At 38.4% G+C, this 18,632-nt stretch carries 18 protein-coding genes; 8 read left to right on the top strand and 10 right to left on the bottom strand.

Annotated elements, in window-relative coordinates:
• Window positions 1–13: 13 nt before the first annotated feature.
• From CDOM16189_RS07100 to CDOM16189_RS07090, 3 genes are read right to left on the bottom strand one after another with little or no spacing between them, the layout of a single operon-like run.
• The gene (locus CDOM16189_RS07100; RefSeq protein ID WP_170000893.1) at window positions 14–1,198 is read right to left on the bottom strand and encodes a sulfate adenylyltransferase; all 1,185 of its coding nucleotides are present in this window, start codon (window positions 1,196–1,198) and stop codon (window positions 14–16) included.
• Complete coding sequence (locus tag CDOM16189_RS07095; protein ID WP_169973221.1) at window positions 1,176–2,066, bottom strand: response regulator; 891 nt, start codon at window positions 2,064–2,066, stop codon at window positions 1,176–1,178. Before CDOM16189_RS07095 ends, CDOM16189_RS07100 begins: the two co-directional genes overlap by 23 nt.
• Window positions 2,063–3,181 (bottom strand): bifunctional 2-C-methyl-D-erythritol 4-phosphate cytidylyltransferase/2-C-methyl-D-erythritol 2,4-cyclodiphosphate synthase, encoded by a 1,119-nt coding sequence (locus CDOM16189_RS07090; protein ID WP_249321620.1) that lies wholly within the window; start codon window positions 3,179–3,181, stop codon window positions 2,063–2,065. Before CDOM16189_RS07090 ends, CDOM16189_RS07095 begins: the two co-directional genes overlap by 4 nt.
• A gap of 105 nt (window positions 3,182–3,286) precedes the next feature.
• Between CDOM16189_RS07090 and thiC the strand changes: the two genes are divergently transcribed.
• The 3 genes from thiC (at window position 3,287) to CDOM16189_RS07075 (ending at window position 7,015) form a co-directional block, all read left to right on the top strand.
• Window positions 3,287–4,621 (top strand): phosphomethylpyrimidine synthase ThiC, encoded by a 1,335-nt coding sequence (gene thiC, locus CDOM16189_RS07085; protein WP_170000892.1) that lies wholly within the window; start codon window positions 3,287–3,289, stop codon window positions 4,619–4,621.
• Window positions 4,611–5,711, top strand: a complete 1,101-nt coding sequence (locus CDOM16189_RS07080) for an Mrp/NBP35 family ATP-binding protein (protein WP_170000891.1) — start codon at window positions 4,611–4,613, stop codon at window positions 5,709–5,711. Before thiC ends, CDOM16189_RS07080 begins: the two co-directional genes overlap by 11 nt.
• A 104-nt stretch (window positions 5,712–5,815) precedes the next feature.
• Window positions 5,816–7,015, top strand: coding sequence for a 2,3,4,5-tetrahydropyridine-2,6-carboxylate N-succinyltransferase (locus CDOM16189_RS07075; RefSeq protein ID WP_170000890.1), 1,200 nt, complete (start codon window positions 5,816–5,818; stop codon window positions 7,013–7,015).
• A 157-nt stretch (window positions 7,016–7,172) separates the two neighbouring features.
• On the opposite strand, the gene CDOM16189_RS09900 is transcribed toward CDOM16189_RS07075, so the two are convergent.
• From CDOM16189_RS09900 to CDOM16189_RS07060, 4 genes are read right to left on the bottom strand one after another with little or no spacing between them, the layout of a single operon-like run.
• Window positions 7,173–7,682, bottom strand: a complete 510-nt coding sequence (locus CDOM16189_RS09900; RefSeq protein WP_349304342.1) for an alpha/beta hydrolase — start codon at window positions 7,680–7,682, stop codon at window positions 7,173–7,175.
• Between the two features lie 20 nt (window positions 7,683–7,702).
• Window positions 7,703–7,855, bottom strand: a complete 153-nt coding sequence (locus CDOM16189_RS09895) for a hypothetical protein (RefSeq protein ID WP_249321617.1) — start codon at window positions 7,853–7,855, stop codon at window positions 7,703–7,705.
• 5 nt (window positions 7,856–7,860) lie between these two features.
• Window positions 7,861–8,619: a radical SAM protein gene (locus tag CDOM16189_RS07065; RefSeq protein WP_349304344.1), complete on the bottom strand. Its 759-nt coding sequence runs from the start codon at window positions 8,617–8,619 to the stop codon at window positions 7,861–7,863.
• 34 nt (window positions 8,620–8,653) lie between these two features.
• Window positions 8,654–9,754 (bottom strand): GGDEF domain-containing protein, encoded by a 1,101-nt coding sequence (locus tag CDOM16189_RS07060; protein WP_169973211.1) that lies wholly within the window; start codon window positions 9,752–9,754, stop codon window positions 8,654–8,656.
• A gap of 674 nt (window positions 9,755–10,428) precedes the next feature.
• Here CDOM16189_RS07060 and CDOM16189_RS07055 point away from each other — a divergent pair.
• Window positions 10,429–12,015 (top strand): ABC-F family ATP-binding cassette domain-containing protein, encoded by a 1,587-nt coding sequence (locus CDOM16189_RS07055; RefSeq protein ID WP_170000889.1) that lies wholly within the window; start codon window positions 10,429–10,431, stop codon window positions 12,013–12,015.
• Window positions 12,016–12,019: 4 nt separating this feature from the next.
• Window positions 12,020–12,475 (top strand): low molecular weight protein-tyrosine-phosphatase, encoded by a 456-nt coding sequence (locus CDOM16189_RS07050; RefSeq protein WP_170000888.1) that lies wholly within the window; start codon window positions 12,020–12,022, stop codon window positions 12,473–12,475.
• A gap of 61 nt (window positions 12,476–12,536) precedes the next feature.
• On the opposite strand, the gene msrB is transcribed toward CDOM16189_RS07050, so the two are convergent.
• The 3 genes from msrB to tupA form a co-directional block, all read right to left on the bottom strand.
• A complete protein-coding gene (gene msrB, locus CDOM16189_RS07045) occupies window positions 12,537–13,610 on the bottom strand; it encodes a peptide-methionine (R)-S-oxide reductase MsrB (protein ID WP_502707259.1) in 1,074 nt (357 codons plus the stop codon).
• Window positions 13,611–13,678: 68 nt separating this feature from the next.
• Window positions 13,679–14,299, bottom strand: a complete 621-nt coding sequence (locus CDOM16189_RS07040; protein ID WP_169973205.1) for an IMPACT family protein — start codon at window positions 14,297–14,299, stop codon at window positions 13,679–13,681.
• 106 nt (window positions 14,300–14,405) lie between these two features.
• Window positions 14,406–15,221 (bottom strand): tungstate ABC transporter substrate-binding protein TupA, encoded by an 816-nt coding sequence (gene tupA / locus CDOM16189_RS07035; protein ID WP_169973203.1) that lies wholly within the window; start codon window positions 15,219–15,221, stop codon window positions 14,406–14,408.
• 82 nt (window positions 15,222–15,303) lie between these two features.
• On the opposite strand from tupA, the gene tupB reads away from it, so the two are divergent.
• From tupB to CDOM16189_RS07020, 3 genes are all read left to right on the top strand, one after another.
• Window positions 15,304–15,996: a tungstate ABC transporter permease TupB gene (gene tupB / locus CDOM16189_RS07030; protein ID WP_169973201.1), complete on the top strand. Its 693-nt coding sequence runs from the start codon at window positions 15,304–15,306 to the stop codon at window positions 15,994–15,996.
• Window positions 15,993–16,958: a tungstate ABC transporter ATP-binding protein TupC gene (tupC, locus tag CDOM16189_RS07025; protein ID WP_169973199.1), complete on the top strand. Its 966-nt coding sequence runs from the start codon at window positions 15,993–15,995 to the stop codon at window positions 16,956–16,958. The genes tupB and tupC overlap by 4 nt, the downstream gene beginning before the upstream one ends.
• 66 nt (window positions 16,959–17,024) lie before the next feature.
• Window positions 17,025–18,605 carry a cyclic peptide export ABC transporter gene (locus CDOM16189_RS07020; RefSeq protein ID WP_169973197.1) on the top strand — a complete coding sequence of 527 codons (1,581 nt, stop codon included), beginning with the start codon at window positions 17,025–17,027 and terminating at the stop codon, window positions 18,603–18,605.
• Window positions 18,606–18,632: the final 27 nt, after the last annotated feature.

The following is an 18,632-nucleotide window of genomic DNA, read 5'->3' as shown; positions in this document are numbered from 1 at the left end:
AATTTTCCTTTTACTAAGTAAGTGACATAGTCTGATACAGCTGCATCAGCTCTTCATAAAATTCGCGCTCTGTGTGTTTCTCCAAAAGCCCGTTACTAGGAAATAAATCGTCATATAATTTTTGAAGATTTTTGAATCGATTCGGAAAGAGCTCACTCAAAATCATTGAAGATATATCGCGTCTCATCAAGATCGCAGGAGGTAAAATTCCCTCATTTAAAAGAGATTTTAAGGTGCTCGCATGATATTTTATATGGTGATGCTGACCGTGCGGGCAAGTTTTAGTGCTTACTATTGTTCTGCACTCATTGCAATATACAAGCTCTGGCAAAATTACTATCTCAAGTTTTAAAATTTTCTTATATCGCTCAAGTACGGTATGAACCACGTTATGATCATAAAACATCCCTATTCCGGCGTGGTTTTGCCCTACTACAAGTTTATCTGCGCCAAGGCTATTTGCGGCGATACACTCAAGTGTCGGATTCATATGCGCGCTAAATAGATTTGAGTTTTCAAAAGGTACTATTACAAGACGATTTCTAGGCAGATAGTTTTGAGCAAAATACTCCATTACCCGCCTTTTAAGATCAAATTTAAGCTGCCAATCACTACTATAACTTTTAAGCAGAAACAGTAGCACTAAATCGGCCTTATCTATAGTCATCCTAATAAGCCTCTCATGAGCTCTGTTAAACGGTTCCGCAGTCAGCATTATCGCTGTAATTTTTTGTGCGTTTGACTCCTCTTTTATCCTCTTTATCTGCTTTTTTACATCACTAAAAGTAGAGCTATAAATTTCAACCTCACCGCTAATAGCGAGTTCGCCGCTTTGATTGACTTCATTTTGAATCATTTCATTTGCATGAAATATATTATTAATCCTATTTTTTTGATCGAATTTAAATATGGTATCAACAATAATATGTCCTACAATTTTATTATCTTTTATAAGCTCGATCTTATCGCCACTATTTGCGCCTCTTAAACACTCCTGATTTCGCTTTCCAAATGGTGCGAATATAAAACTGTAAGGCATCGGTTCGTTGTTTAAAAATCCTGTCTCATAGACCTCATTAGCCTCTTTTTCGTTCATCAAGCGGTTAAATTTGCTAAAAATTTGGTTTCGTATAAGCTCAAGCGCGCCATATGCCTCATGGTTTATTAAAATCGTATTATTTTTTCTTGACGACATCATATCTCTTTCTCTTTTCCCAAAGCGATTTTCGTGAAATTCCAAGTTTTTTGCTAAGCTCGGTGTCAGGATAGTTCTCTTGATAATTAATGATAATATGTTTTATATAATCGTCAATTGTGAGAATTTCGTCTATCTGGAAATTTTTCTCGTCTGTCGTAATGTTTAAAATTTCAAAATTTGCAGTCTCGTTCGGATTTGTCGAGCTAATGATGAGCTTTCGTTTCATTGCAAGATTATAAATTTTGTTTTTATCTTCGCTTCTTAACATTTGAAAATTTGAAAAATACAAAAGCGATCTTGGGTTATCTTTGGATATCGTTTCAAAATCAATATTTTGATCAAGCGGGATAAATTTAAAGGATAAATTTAGAGCCTTTGCATATTCGAATACGAAATTATCGGCATTTATTATCTTATTACATTTTATAAGCATGGGCAATTTAAATCTCCTAAAATCAAAATTTAGGTTAGAAACCGCTTTGAAATGGTAGTTTAGATAGTCCTGATATGTCCTTATGAAGCTTTGAAGTCTCTTAAACTCTTCAAAATGCCTAATCTTTCGCACAAGCTCTTCTATCATAAACGGCTTTTGGATATAGTCGCTTACGCCCGCTTTTATCGGATTTGAAACCGTATCATTGCTGATATAAGTGATGAGCAAGATGATGATAGAGTTTTTAAATTTATGAATGATTTTATAAAAATCCTCTCCCGGCAATGTCGCAGAAAGTAGCACCACATCGAAGTATTCATCCTTAAGACCCTCTTTAACCGTCCTTGCTATCTCGCACTCATAACCCAGATCTCCAAGCTTGGTTGCCATGCTCTGAGCTAAGTAAATTTCATTTTCTACTATTAAAACTCTCATATCTGTGTCCAATCATAATATCTAAGACTTGCCGTTACGCTTGCGGCTATGCCCTCGCCGCGCCCGACAAATCCCAATTTCTCCGTAGTTGTAGCCTTTACGTTTATCCTGCTTGCGCTTATATTTAGCGCCTCTGCAATATTTTGAGCCATTTTAAGCTTAAAGGCGCTAAGTTTTGGAGCTTGCGCCATGATAGTTATGTCGGCATTTACAAGCTCAAATCCGACACTTTGAACAAGCCTATAAGCCTGCTTTAAAAGCCCTATCGAATCAGCCCCTTTGTACTTATCATCGGTATCTGGAAATAGCTCGCCTATATCGCCTAAAGATGCGGCTCCCAAAATGGCATCTATCAAAGCGTGAGTTGCTACATCGCCGTCTGAGTGAGCCTTAAACTTAAATTTATGCGGAACTTTTTCTCCGCAAATTGTTACGAAATTTCCCTCTTCAAAGGCATGCACATCAAAGCCGTTGCCAAAATAAATCTCGTTTTTTGGCGCTTTTAAGCAAGGAATTTTGGCTAAGTCCTCTTTAAAAGTGATTTTTCTAGCGCTCTCTTCGCCCAGCACATACCAAATTTTAGCTCCTGCAGCTCTCATGGCAGAGCTATCATCGGTGTAAATTTGATCTCCCTCTATAGCCTTTTTAAGCAAAGCTGTACGCGAAAGTTGAGGAGTTTGCACGAGTTTAACTCTGTCTCTATCGATAATGCCATCTTCAAAATAAACAGTATCTGCGACCTTAAGCACAGGTACGACGCAGTCGGCGTTGTTTAGCCCTTCGATTATCTTTGAAAGCAAATTTGCACTTATACAGGGGCGAGCGATGTCACTAACTAACACAAATTCGCTGCTAACTTCGCTAAGAGCGTTTCGCAAACTCTCCTGACGTGTAACCCCACCACGCACAAAGCGATAATGTGGCGCAAATTTACTCATGTAAGCTTCTTCGTTGCTAGCTATGATTATCTCTTTAAACGGATAATGCGAGCTTAAATTTTTAGTCGCAAAGAGCCAGAGCGGTTCGTCTCCTATGCGCAACCACTGCTTTTTTACCGGCATTTCAAACCTGGTTGAATTCCCGGCTCCAAGCATCACAAGGGATATATCAAACAATTTTTATCCTTTTTATAAAAAGTGTTACGATATTATACACTCAAAAAGCTTTTTTTTATCTTTTTTTGAGTAGTATTATTTCTATTTTATTTAGGAGTATCCCTGATGAGAAAAGATTGGATAAAAGAGCGTTTGAACGACAAAACACCGACACAGATGTATTATGCTAAACGCGGGATAATAACAAAAGAGATGGAGTACGTAGCCAAAGTCGAAAATTTAAGCGCCGAGCTAGTGTGTAAAGAAGTAGCAAAAGGCAGTATGATCATACCTGCTAACATAAACCACACAAACTTAATCCCGATGGCAATAGGAATAGAATCCAAAACAAAAGTAAACGCCAACATCGGCAACTCAAGCCTAGCAAGCAATATCGATGGCGAGATAGAAAAGCTTGAAATTTGCCTAAAATACGGCGCAGATACCGTTATGGATCTCTCAACCGGCGGCGATCTGGATGCCATAAGAAGAGCTATCATAGCTAAATCAACCGTGCCTGTAGGAACGGTGCCTATGTATCAGATCATCCACGATGTGGGTAAAATCGAAAATTTAGACATTGACACCATGCTAAAAGTGATAGAAAAGCAAGCCCAGCAAGGAGTGAGTTACTTTACGATACATGCTGGATTTTTGCTCAAATTTATGCCGCTAATCGCAAAACGCAAGATGGGTATAGTAAGTCGCGGCGGAAGCCTAATGGCAAGCTGGATGATGCACTATCACAGAGAAAATCCATTCTACGAAGCGTTTGATGAAATTTGCGATATCTGCGCTAAATACGACGTAGCACTCTCGCTTGGAGATAGTCTGCGCCCGGGATGTTTATACGACGCCACTGATGAAGCGCAACTAAGCGAACTAAAAGTGCTTGGCGAGCTAACGCTTAGAGCATGGGAGAAAAACGTGCAGGTCATGGTTGAAGGTCCCGGTCATATACCTTTAAACGAAATTGAGTATAATATGAAAATAGAACAGGAGCTTTGTCACAATGCGCCGTTTTACGTGCTTGGGCCACTAGTTACCGATATCGGTGCTGGGTATGATCACATCACATCGGCTATCGGCGGAACGCTTGCAGCGTATCACGGAGCTAGCATGCTATGCTACGTAACGCCTAAAGAGCATTTAGGCTTGCCAAACGCAGCAGACGTAAGAGACGGCATCATCGCTCATAAGATCGCAGCACACGCAGCAGACGTGGCTCGCGGACGAAAAGGCGCGATAGAGCGCGACCATGCGATGAGCAACGCTAGATATAACTTTGACTGGAACAAGCAGTTTGAACTGGCACTTGACCCTGATAAAGCGCGAGAGCTACACGATGAGAGCTTACCGCAGGATGTCTTTAAAGAGGCTGAGTTTTGTTCTATGTGCGGGCCAAAATTTTGCGCCTATAAAATTTCAAGAAATATTATAAAGGAGACAGATGTTAAGTAAAGAACAAGTTATCGAGAGATTAAAAGGGGTTATTTATCCCGGATTTGACAAGGATATCGTGAGTTTTGGATTTGTCAAAAACGTAGAAATCGGCGATAAAATTTTAGTCGAAGTTGAGATCGTAAGCTCAAATCCGGACATAGCAAAAGAGCTAAAAGTCGATATCGCAAGGGTTCTTGGCTCAAATGAAGCGGTTATCAACATCATCCAGCCAAAAATTCCGGACGAAAAGAGCAACAGCCAAAGCGGTAAAAATATCGCTCCTCAGATCAAAAATTTCGTCATGGTAAGCAGTGGAAAAGGTGGCGTGGGTAAATCAACCACAACGCTAAATTTAGCTATCTCCATGGCAAAACTTGGCAAAAAAGTTGGCGTACTTGATGCTGATATCTACGGACCAAACATCCCTAGAATGCTTGGCGAAATAGGAGCTCAGCCGCAAGTCATAGGAAACAAGCTAAAGCCTATCTTAACTCACGGTATTGAGATGATGAGTATGGGCGTGCTTATGGATGAGGGCACGAGCCTTATCTGGCGCGGATCTATGATCATGAAAGCTATCGAACAGCTGCTAAAAGACGTCATTTGGAGCGAGCTAGACGTGCTATTTTTAGATATGCCTCCAGGAACTGGTGACGCACAGCTAACTCTAGCTCAAAGCGTGCCAGTAACTGCGGGAATTTGCGTAACAACTCCACAAGTTGTAGCGCTTGATGATAGCAAAAGAGCGCTTGATATGTTTGAAAAACTTCATATACCGATAGCCGGCGTTGTAGAAAATATGAGCGGATTTATCTGTCCTGAAAGTGGCAAAGAGTATGATATATTTGGCAAAGGAACGACTGAAGAGATAGCAAAAGCGTATAAGACTGAAGTTATCGCTGAAGTGCCGATCGAGCCTGCCGTGCGCGTGGGTGGCGATAGCGGAAAGCCGATAAGCTTTTATGAGCCAAATTCGGTCACTGCAAAACGCTACGAAAAAGCCGCGGCTCGCCTTTGGGAGATAATCGAAAATATAAATAACGATGGCGGAGCCGATAACTCATCAATCCAGCCTGTAATGGACGGCAAGAGCGCTTGCTCGAAGTAAAAAACAAGCTTAAATCCTCTATCTGAGGGTTTAAGCTAACCTAAAATTTCATCTTAAACAATATTTCGTTAAACTTCACAAAAATAATTTCACAAGGAGTACCGATGTCAAAAGAGTTTAAAACAGCCGATGAATTCAAAGAATTTTGCGAGAAAATTAGAGCTAAAAAAGGCTATAAAGACCCAGTTGCATTCGCTATCGCCCGTGTTGATAGAGGCCAGCTAAATAAAGACAAAATTTTGCAAGCAAGCTATGCGTTGGTAAATTACAAAGAGAGCTTTTTATCAGCCTCAGCGCTCATCTACGCACTAGAAAAATGCGGAGTGGAGGTTGATTTCAGTGATAGCGAATTTATAGCCGAATTTACTCCAAAGGTAGCCAAGAAGGCGAGCAAACTCTTTAGCGTATTTGAAAACGAGCTTGAAAAACATAAAAACGTGCAAGTTTTACACATGATAAAGCACGCTTTTGAAGAGGATTTGGAAAACAACGAGGATAAATTTAAGATCGCTTTTATGTTTGAAGATGCTAAGCCAAAGAGTGTCGAGATCGTATATCTGAAGCTTTATCTACTCTCTTTAAACAAAGCTCCGCTTCGAAGCCTCGTGCTTGACGGAGCCTTTGGCGTGCTACCAAACGTAGCATGGACGAGCCGAAACATCCCTATCGAGCTTGAGTGGCTACGCAAAAACGAAATTTGGCTAAAGATGAGCGGCGGATACCCTGCGATCGTAAGTGTAGATAAGTTCCCACGCTTCTTAAGCCACATCATTCCAAGCGACAATACAAGAATCCTTGATAGCGCAAAGGTTCGCCTAGGTGCGTCCATACATCCGGGCACAACGGTAATGCCGGGTGCTGCGTATGTGAATTTTAACGCTGGTACGACGGGCTCTGTTATGATAGAAGGTCGCGTAAGCAGCTCGGTCGTAGTCGGCGAAGGAAGCGACGTGGGTGGAGGCGCAAGTATCCTTGGAGTGCTAAGCGGTACAAACGGCAACCCTGTAAGCATCGGTAAAAACTGCTTGCTTGGTGCAAATTCGGTCACTGGAATTCCGCTTGGCGATAAGTGCATAGTTGATGCTGGAATCGCGATATTAGAGGGCACAAAAGTGTTTATAAACGAAGCCGAGCGAGCCAAGCTAAACGAGATAAATCCAAATTTCAAATTTGATCGCGAAATTTACAAAGGTCTTGAGCTTGCAAGCCTTGACGGACTTCACTTCCGCCAAAACAGCCAAACAGGTCAGATCACCGCAAGTGCAAGCAAACGCGCGATCAAGCTAAACGAAGCGCTTCATTAAAATTTATTTAACCCGCTTAGCCTTAAAGCTGTGCGGGTTAAAGAAGGCTACCTGCTTAAAATTTCTTCTAAATTTTGCTCAAATTCGTGGTTATAAAGTATGTCGTTATGCCCTGCTTCAATCTCGTAAAATTTATCATCAGGCTTTAAATGTTTGGCTAGTTTAAAGAGTTTGATATCTCTATAAGATCGTCAAATTTGCCGTGGATTATCGATATTTGCGTATTTTTTGCCTCATTTATGAACGAAACGGTTGGGATTTTATATTTCACTATAAATTTTGGCACGAAAAACACCTTTGAGCTGGCAAGCTCGTCAAATTTAAAATAAGGCGCCACCAAAACCAACTTAGGCACTTTAAATTTGCTCGCGATATTTGCCGCAAGCCCGCTTCCAAGCGAGTAGCCAACAAGCGTGATATCCTTTGCGTTAAACTCCTCAAGCACTTTTGCCATCATCGCATGAGCGTCACTTATGAGCTGGGTTTCGTTTCTTATCTCGCCGCTACTTTTGCCGTAGCCTCTGTAGTCAAAAACGTAAAAATCATATCCGAGTCTTGTGTAAAACTCACCAAATTTGCCCCAGCCTTTAAGTGAGCCTGCATTGCCATGAAAAAACAAAACCACGCCCTTTGGCTTGCTCGCATAAAAATGAAGCCCGTTTAGCACGGCACCATCTACGCTTAAATTTATCTCTTCAAATTTAGCGTTAAATTCAAATTTAACCCATCATCAAGCTTGCTTGGCACGAACAAAAGTCGCTCCTGAAAAAAGTAAAGAAGTGCTAAAACAAGCAGATAAACTCCAAAAAAACAGAGCCAAAAACCTAAATAAAACAGCACTCATCTTAATCCTTAAAACATATCTTGTAGTTTGCCTTTTGCTCGCTTAAAATCTCCTCTAAATTAGCCGCAAGCTCGCTATAGTAAGAGTTATCATTAAAAAGATAAATCTGCTTATAAAGGCTTAAAAGATGTGGGAAATTTCGCCCTATGAAGGCTAAAATTTTATCTTTAAAAACAGGATATAAATTCAGCCTGTCAAATATTATCTCATCAGCTATACCACTGTAGTCCTGCGCAAATTTAACAGCGGGCGCAATATCAGGAAAAATCGGAGCAACAAATAAAAACGTCTTAATACCCTGCTCTTTTAGCGTCTTTAACGCATCTAAACGCTCATTAATCCTGCTTGCTCTTGGCTCAAAAACGGCTCGCAAATTCTCATCAAGAGTAGAAAAGCTAAGCCCTACTTTTAAATTTGGCATAGTTTTAAAAAGATCGGTATCACGCAAGACCAGCTTTGACTTGGTTAGAATTTGTAAATTTACATTTGAGCCGCTAAGAATTTCTAAAATTTTGCGAGTATTTTTAAATTTGGCTTCAAACGGATTATAACAATCCGTAACCGAGCTCATGAAAATTCGCTCGCCTTTATAGCTGCTTAGAAATTTCGCCAGAGACTTTTCATCAAACTCTTTAACATCTACAAATTCGCCCCAAGCTTCAGTATGTCCGCTCATCTTTTGCATAAATTCGGCATAACAATAAATGCAAACGTGCGGGCAACCTACATAAGGATTAATAGCGAAGTTAAAGCCTGAAATTTTAGAAGAAGAGATAATGTTTTTTGTTTGAATTTTAGATATTTGCAGTGTTTGCTTCTTGTTTCAACATGCTCATGTCAACAGTCTCTCCTATTACGCAGTTCTTGCCGCTTCTTTTGCCCATATAAAGTAGCTTATCGGCTTTTTGAATAGCCAGTATTATATCAATTTGTTGAGTCATTCTTGCATAAACAAATCCAAAAGTTATAGAAGTTCTGATTTCAATTAAATCAAACTTAAATTTGTATCTGTGTATTTTTTCCCTTAAACGATTTAGAACAAATTCCGAGTTTTTAAAATCTGTATTCAAAAGAGCGATCAAAAACTCCTCGCCTCCCCATCTACAGGCATAATCATCTTTTCTAATATTGGATTTTATAATATTTGAAACTATTTTTAATACTTCATCCCCGGCCATATGACCAAAGTCGTCATTAATTCTTTTAAAATCGTCCAAATCGCCAACTACTATACTCGAACCGCCATCACAATTTATTATTTTTTCACACACTGTATTTTCAAAACCACGCCTATTGTAAAGTCCCGTTAAAGGATCTTTGTTTGCAGCTATCTGTAGCCGTTCTTGCTTTTCAAGAATATCTATATAAGCCATTGCATTAAGAATTTTTAATAATTTTGATAAAAATATTAAAGAAATGATAATTAAAGCAAAGTTAAATATATACATAGCTTCTGATTCAAAATTTTGAATTATAATTTGATCTTTAAAATATATATATAAAAATAAATAAGCAGTCGCCTGAGTAATAGTAATAATATGACTTAAAAACTTATTACTAAAATTTATAAAAAACGCTATGGACACAAGTGCAAGTGTGATATTTTGGAATCCATAACTCCAACCAAGACTCAAAGTACATATAAAAGAGTGCAAAAATATTTCTATTTGTGTAATAGTGAGAGTTAATTTTACATTTTGATATTTTTTTATAATATATATAGCGTATACATACAAACTAATGCTAACAATATTCATACACGCAAGGTCTATTTTGTCTATAAACAAAAATATAAACAAATATAAAGCATGAGCTACTATAAGTCCTACTAGAGCAATATAAAAACTTTGATTAATATCCGAATTATTTAACAGCCTATCTAAATTAATACTCATTCTTCCAATCTTATATTTGATTTTGCCGTATATCAAAAAATATATTGAACATTCATTATATAAATATTATTGCCACAAAAACTAGACTAGAGAACTTACTATTTGCATTAATTTTTTAACTCCATTTCCGTATAGCACATAAGCACACAACCTAAAACTATAAAACAACAATTATTTTATAAAAAACAATAATTCAACAATATATTTGTAGGATTTATCTCTATAGTAGCAAATAAAGAAATATTTATAAATAATACTATAAAAAATATCTATTATCTATAAATATAACTTTTGACCGCTATAAAAATCCCAAGAACAGTATGTATTATAAAAAGTTAGAAATATAGCAAATTTGCAAGACTTAATTTTATATAAAAATTACACTACATCTTGCTAAAATTTATTTATACACTTTATTAATATTATAAAAATAAATGACAAAATTATACTTTATTTATATTGTCTATACTTTTTACAACACATAAATTTCGAGGATTATAGCATAAAATATTATAATTATGTCCATACAATAATGTAACTTTGTATCTATGTGTTACAAAATTACATTATGTTACAAATTTACAAAAAAATAATTTGTAAAGTTAATTATTGGTTTATAGCAATTTTAAACGACTTTTTGGCAAAATCCATAAAATTTAAATATAAGGAAGATAATGGTTGAGATTAAAAATTTAGTTATGAGATTTAACGCGCAGCTTCTGTTTGAAGATGTAAATTTAAAGCTAAATCGCCAAAATAGATACGGACTCATCGGTGCAAACGGAGCCGGCAAATCAACGTTTTTAAAGATTTTATCAGGCGAACTTGAGGCAAATTCAGGCGACATCATCATCGAAAACGGCCTAAGAGTAGGCACACTCGGACAAGATCAGTTTGCGTTTGAAAATTTCACTATCAAAGATGCCGTCTTATACGGCAACAAGCGCCTTTATGATGCGGTTAAAGAGAAAGAAAAGCTTTATATGAGCGAGGAATTTACTGATGAGATAAATGAGCGCTTAGGCGTTTTAGAGATGATAACGGCTGAAGAAGATCCAAGCTATGAGTATGAAACAAGGATAGAAAAAATCCTAAGCTCGCTTGGGTTTAGCGACTTCGATAAGCTTATGAGCGAAGTTGAAAATTCTGACAAATTTAAAGTGCTTTTGGCTCAAGTGCTCTTTCCAAAACCTGATATTTTATTTTTAGATGAGCCAACCAACAACCTTGATATCGAGAGCATAAAATGGCTTGAAAACGAGCTAAATCGCCACGAGGGCACGATGGTTGTTATCAGCCACGACCGACACTTTATAAACGCTGTTTGCACACATATTTTAGATGTGGATTTTAAGAGAATCCGCGAATTTACGGGTAACTATGACGACTGGTATATCGCTTCAACTCTCGTTGCAAAACAGCATGAGATGGAGCGCGATAAGAAGCTCAAAGAAAAAGAGGAGCTTGAGAAATTTATCGCCAGATTTAGCGCAAACGCAAGCAAAGCTCGCCAAGCTACAAGCCGTCAAAAGCAGTTAAGCAAGCTTGATATCGAAGAGATAAAAGTCTCAAGCAGACGCGATCCGAGCATACTCTTTCGCACCAAGCGCGATATCGGAAACGAGATTTTAGAAGTTCGCAACATAAGCAAGAAATTTGATAAAACGCTTTTTGAAAATTTTAGCTTTAAGCTCGAAAAGAACGATAAAGTGGCTATCATAGGCGCAAACGGTGTGGGCAAAAGCACGCTTTGTAGGATCATCATAGGCGAGGTTAAGCCTGATAGCGGCGATATCCACATAGGCGCAACCATTGAGCCAAGCTACTTTGCGCAAGATACGACAAATAAAATTTCAGGCGAACTTAAGCTATACGAGTGGCTACAAGATGAGAAAAACAAAGACCTAGATGAGATCAGAAAATGTCTTGGCAGGATGCTCTTTAGCGGTGCCGAGCAGGAAAAATCAGTAAGCGCGCTAAGCGGAGGCGAAAAGCACAGACTAATGCTAAGTAAGATCATGCTTGACCGCGGAAATTTGCTGATCTTGGATGAACCAAACAACCACCTTGACCTTGAGGCTATCATCGCTCTTGGCGAGGCGCTTTATAAATTTAACGGCAACGTAATCTGCATAAGCCACGACAGGGAGCTCATTGATGCGTTTGCAAACCGCGTTATCCACCTTAAAGGAGATGGCGAGATAGTGGATTTTAAAGGCACATTTGAAGAGTATATGCAGCAGCTTGAGGCTGGAGTTTAAGTACATGATAAAGGTTTTGTTCGTATGTCACGGAAACATCTGCAGAAGCACGATGGCTGAGTCTTTATTTACCCACATAGTCACGCAGCGCGACTTAGACGGCAAATTTGAAATAGCTTCTGCAGGCACAAGCAGCGAAGAGATAGGCAATCCCGTTCATCACGGCACACAAGCACAACTAAAGCAAAATGGCGTAGCGGTAGTATCACACAGAGCCGTTCAGATGAAAAAGAGCGATATAGATTACTACGACCATATAATCGCAATGGACACGGCAAACATCAGAAATATCGAGCGTATCGCTGGATTTAAAAGCAAAAAAGTTGCAAAGCTACTTTCGTTTGCAGGCTCTAGCGATGATGTCGCCGATCCTTGGTACACAGGGGATTTTGAAACCACATTTAAAGATATCAAAATGGGACTTGAGGGATTTTTGTCTACTTTAAAATTTTTAGGCTAAATTGCTTGGTTTTAGCCTAAAATTCATGCACCGCCTAAAGCTAAACGATGCATGAAATTATCTATTTTGCAGCCTTGGCTTGCTCGTTAAGATACGGTATCAAGTAGCCATAGCCCTCTTTTTCCATATCCTCTTTCGGGATAAATTTAAGTGCAGCGCCGTTGATGCAGTATCTTAGACCACCCTTATCTCTTGGACCGTCGTCAAAAACATGTCCAAGGTGCGAATCAGAAAGACTGGTGCGCACTTCAACCCTTCTCATCCCGTAGCTATTATCAGCCACTTCACCAAGCAAAGAGCCGTCTATCGGCTTAGTAAAGCTTGGCCAGCCCGAGCCTGAATTGAATTTATCATAAGATGAAAATAGCGGCTGTCCGTTAGTTATATCTACAAATATCCCTTCCCTTTTTTCATCATTTAGTTCGCTCGTAAAAGGTCTTTCTGTAGCCGAGTTTTTAACTACGTCATAAGACAGATCGCTAAGCTCGCTTTTAAGCTGTGCATCGTTCTTATTTTTATAGCTTTTTAGCTTATCCATATCCATTTTCGCTTCTCTTTTTTTACTGCTTAAAATAGCGTCTTTAGGCGGCAATGTCTCAAATGTCACGTGGCAGTATCCGTTTGGATTTTTAGTTAAGTAGTCTTGATGATACTCCTCTGCTTTGCTGATGTTTTGTAGCGGCATAACCTCGACAACTATAGGTTTGCTATACTCTTTTTGCTTTTCTTTTATAAAAGCTAAAATTTCAGCCTCGTCCTTTGGATCGGTAAAGTAAATTCCCGTTCTGTACTGAGTTCCGCGATCATTTCCCTGCTTATTTAAGCTAGTCGGATCAATCGTATAGAAAAAATACTTAAGCAAATGCGGCAAATCGATAACATACTCATCATACTCGACATATACGGCTTCGGCTGCATTTGTATTACCGTAGCTTACTTGCTGATAGCTTGGATTTGGCACTTTTGAATTCGCGTAAGCGACATACGTATCTTTCACTCCTGGAAGCTGCTTAAGATAAGCCTCCGTCCCCCAGAAGCACCCTCCTGCTAAAACTATAGTTTTATTCCCCATTTCAGCTCCTTTTGCCCATGTTGATACGGCTGTAATAAGCAAAGCCGCAACGATTTTTTTAATCATTTTCTCTCCTCATTTCTAATTTTATTTTGAAATGATATATTAGATTTGTAAAGCTAGTGTTAAATTTATATAACAATTTTATTTGCAAAGAGCGGCAAGGCTAGAAATTTAAACTCCTCAATCTCAAAAACAGTTGCAAATTCATAAAATTTACTCATCTCTTCTTCGTTAAATTTAGCCGTCCATATCGCACCGCTACTGTTAAATTCGCGTTCAAATTCGTTTAAATTTTGAGAGCTAAAAAAATGCTCAAAACGCGACATCAAAGCAAAAGGAGTATAAAATTTACACTCGTCTTTAAACTCAAATTTTTTAAGCTCCGCTTCATTTATCGCTAAATTTACGGCCGAGCTATAAGCTCTTACAAGCCCGCCTGTGCCAAGCTTGATCCCGCCAAAATAGCGCACTATAAACACGCCCGCATTTATCAAATTCGCTCCTCGCAATGCGTTTAAGCTCGGAGTACCGCTTGTGCCTTTTGGCTCGCCGTCATCGCTTTGATTTTCTACGATTTGACCGTATTTATTTAGCTCGCGGTAAGCCCAGACTATATGCACTGCTTTTGGATGCTCGGTTTTAAGTCGCTCATGGATCGATTTAAACTCGCTAAGCGGTACAAGATAGCTTAAAAATGTAGATTTTTTGATCTCGCTTTTGGCGGTGTAAATTTCAGATATTGTCTGCATAGCGGGTGAATTTCCTAAAAATTTTAGTTGATTTTAGCAAATTTGTAAAATTTAAAGAAGTTAAAAAGAGCAAAGAGAGCGGAAAATCCGCTCAAATTTTGTAAAATTATTTGCGAGTAGTCGCATCAGGAGTAAATAAAGGCTTATTCATAAGCTTAAAGTCGGCTATGAATTTTTGCCCTTTCTCGCCTGTTATCCACTCGATAAATTTATTTGCATTTTCTACGTCGGTTTTTGCGCAGTGTTTAGGATTTACGGCGATTACGGAGTAGAAATTTTTAAGATCGTCATCGCCTTCATTTACGATTACAAGCGACGGATCGTTTTTCATGTTCGCTTCATATTTGATATATGTGCCGCGATCGGTAAATGTAACGCCTTTTTGCTCGGCAGCCGCATTTATCGTAGCTAGCATGCCTTGTCCTGTTTGAGCGTACCAAGCGTCTTTCTCAGGAACTTCGCCTGCAACTTTTTTCCAAATTCCTTTTTCTTTATTATCGGTGCCTGATTTATCGCCGCGTGAGAAAAATTTAATGCCCTCAGCCTTAATCATCTCAAAAGAGCCTTTTATGTCTTTACCCTGAAATTTAGGCGCGATTGATTTATCGGCGATTAAAACGAAGTCGTTATACATAACAGCCTTGCGCTCAACACCAAAGCCTTTTTCAACAAATTCTTTTTCAACCTTTGGCGAATGCACGAAAAGTATGTCGGCATCGCAGTTCTCGCCAAGTTTAAGTGCCGCTCCCGTACCTACGGCAGTCCATTTTAGATCCACTCCCGTTTCAGCCTTATAAGCAGGATAGATAGCATCTAGCAAGCCAGTATTATCGGTACTTGTCGTAGTAGCCATCACAAGATCGCTATCAGCGGCAAAAACAGCAGATGCAACAACAAGTGAGCTTAAGATTAACTTTTTCATTTTTCTCCCTTTAAAATTTTAATAAAGATGTGCTATCATAGCAGATTTTAAATAAATTTAAATCAAATTTGGGAAATTAATTTTGGATTACATCTTAGAAGGGATAATATCCGCCTTCGGCTTGCTTTTAAACGGCGATGCAGAGACTTATTCGGCGATTAAGGCGACACTTTATACATCAAGCATATCGATCATGCTTGCTATCATCTGCGGATTTCCTATCGGCTTTGTTTTGGGATTTTACAACTTCTTCGGAAAGAAATTTCTAAGACTTCTAAGCGATACTGCTCTAGCAGTGCCGACGGTTGCTATCGGACTTATACTTTATGCTTTTATCTCAAGACACGGTCCGTTTGGAGAATTTGGACTTTTATTTACGCTAAAAGCCGTCATGCTGGGGCAGTTTGTGCTAGCCATGCCTATCGTGGTTTCGCTTACCGCAAGCGTGATAGAAAATATGGAGCGCAAACACTATCTTACGCTTATGAGCTACCGTTTAAGCGGCGTTAGACTAATCCTAGCGGTTCTTTATGAGCTTAGATACTCGCTGCTTGTGGTTTTTGCTACAGCTTACGGCAGGATCGTGGCTGAAGTTGGCGTTGCTATGATGATAGGCGGCAACATCAAGTGGTTTACCCGCACTATAACCACGGCGATATCGCTTGAAACAAACAAGGGCGAATTTTCTATGGGTATCGCTCTTGCTTTGGTGCTGATTTTTATCGCATTTGCCGTAAATTTAACCACTCACCAGCTAAAAAGACTTGACAAATGATAAAGCTTAAAGACGTGCTCGTAAAATACGAAAACAACATCGTGCTCGATATAAAAAATTTAGAGCTTCAAACAAGAGGTATAACCGCACTTATGGGCAACAACGGAAGCGGTAAAAGCACGCTTATAAGAGTTGTGTCCTTTCTTCAAAAGCCAAATTCGGGTTATGTCGAAATTTGGAAAGAGAGTAAGCCTAGCCTAGATACTCTGCGTAAAATTTCAGTACTTTTTCCAGAACCCATGCTTCTAAAAAGAAGCGTTAAGCAAAATTTCGAATTTGCTTTAAAAAGTAGAAATTTAGAGCATGAATTTAGTCAAAGAGTTGGCGAGGCGCTTGAGCTTGTGGGGCTTGATAAGAGCTTTTTGGATAAGAAAAACTATGAGCTTAGCTCCGGACAAACTCAGCGCGTGGCATTTGCGCTCGTGCTTGCTCTGCGCTCAAAGCTAAATTTGCTTGACGAGCCGACAAATAGCGTGGATCTAGCCACTTCAAAGCTATTTGGCAAGGCGGTAGAGTATCAACGCGAGCAGTATAAAAGCGGCTTTATAATCGCAAGCCACGACGAAAAATGGCTAAGCGCAATCGCGCAAGATAGTGTGTTTTTGCATAGAGGTAAGGTGAGTGAATTTGAGATAAAAAATATATTTGAAAATCAAAACGGCTTTTTAAATTTTGGCTCCGAAGTTAAATTTGCATTGCCGCAAGCTCTAAAAAACGCAAACAAAATCGCAATCAATCCAAACAAGATAATATTAAGCAAAGAGCCTTTTATCGGTAGTTTTAGCGGACTTTTGCACTCCGTTTCCATTATCTACGGCACATCTCTTTTGGTTAAAGTTAAAATCGGAGATTTCCTTATAAAAGCTGTCGTTAGTAGCCAAAATTTTATAGGAAATAAACTAACAACAGGCGAAAATGTATATTTTGGCTTTAGCGATGAGGCATTTTTGGATATAGAATAAATTAAAAATTTATAAATTTCTTGATATGATAATGATTTTTAAATCAAAAAAGGTTAAAAATCGAAAATGAATCCAAAAATTTCCCTTAGTTTTGCTATGAAAATAATCGCAATGATAGTTTTAGGTGCCATATCAAGCGGCTCAAGTATGCTCATACTATTTTTTATAAACAAATACCTTCTTACTCTAACGGAAAAAAACTCTCTTGTTTTAGTCGCTTTCTTCGGGCTGTTAATAGCATTTTTGGCCTCATCTATACTATCTAGAATAGCGCTTTCCACAATAGGCAATAACTTTGTTTTTGATATGCGAATGAAAATAGTAAAGCGCATCCTAGACACTCCAAATCAAAAAATAGCCGCCATAGGCAAGTCGAATTTATTAGCCTCTCTATCAAGCGATATCACAAGCCTTACAAACGGTTTTACAAGGATTCCTGATATCATCCAAGGCTGTCTTGTGATTTTTTTTGCAAGTTTTTATATAGCCTATCTGTCGTATGAAATTTTTATATTTTTACTTATCTGGATGAGCGTTACTATCTTTATCAGCAATACCTCTATGAAAAACATCTACAAATACTACGGGCTTCATAGGCAAAACGAAGATACGCTATACAAGGATTATCAAACCAGTATCGAAGGTCATAGAGAGCTAAGTTTAAATTTAGAGCGTTCAAAAAAGCTTTATAACGATAGATTTATACCAAACGCAAAAAATCTTCGTTCAAATATCATAAAAACCGAAATTTTTTCATCGTTTGCCAGCAATTGGATTAGCTCTATGATGCTTGGCGCTATCGGTGTAATTATATATGTCTGCCTTGCTTATGGAGTTACAACCCTGCAAGATGCTATCACTATAGCCATAACAATACTCTTTTTAAGAGCTCCGATTATGATGGTTGTTTCAAGTATTCCTAGTATATTTAAGTCAAAAATAGCCTACGAGAAGCTAAAAAAGCTTGATCTGAGCGAGTATGAAGCCGAATTTAACATGAGTGAAAATTTCCCGCAAAGCTGGGATAGGCTAACTTTAAAAAATATAAATTTTAGATATAGCCCAGATGATGGATTTGGACTTAGCGATATAAATTTTGAGATAAATAGAGGCGAAGTTGTATTTCTAGTGGGTAAAAACGGAAGCGGTAAATCGACTCTTTTTATGATACTAGCAGGACTGCTTGAGCCAAATGGCGGCGAGATGTATGTGGATGACGTTCGTATCACAAAAGAGAATTTAAGAGCTTATGCGAACACTATAAGCGCCGTATTTAGCGACTTTTATCTATTTGACGAAGTCTTAAGCGATGATGATAAATTTATAGACGAGCTGCTTAAAAAGATGTTTTTAGATAAAAAAGTAAGCGTAAAAGATGATAAATTTAGTACCCTAAACCTCTCTCAAGGGCAAAGAAAACGCCTTGCCATGGTTGCAGCACTACTTGAAAAACGCAAATTTATCATACTTGACGAGTGGGCTGCCGATCAAGATCCGCAGTTTAGAAAGATGTTTTACAAAGAAATTTTAAACGAACTAAAACAAGACGGTTACACTGTTTTTGCCATCAGTCATGACGATGCTTATTTTGAATGTGCGGACAAAATTTACAGCATAGAAAACGGAAATTTAAGTCAAATAAAATAATTTTTGATTTTAATTATTAATTAAAAT

The sequence above is a fragment of the Campylobacter sp. RM16189 genome (assembly GCF_012978815.1).
GTDB lineage: Bacteria > Campylobacterota > Campylobacteria > Campylobacterales > Campylobacteraceae > Campylobacter_A.
Note: the sequence above shows the minus strand (reverse complement) of the source record. Positions and strands in the feature narration are given on the sequence as shown.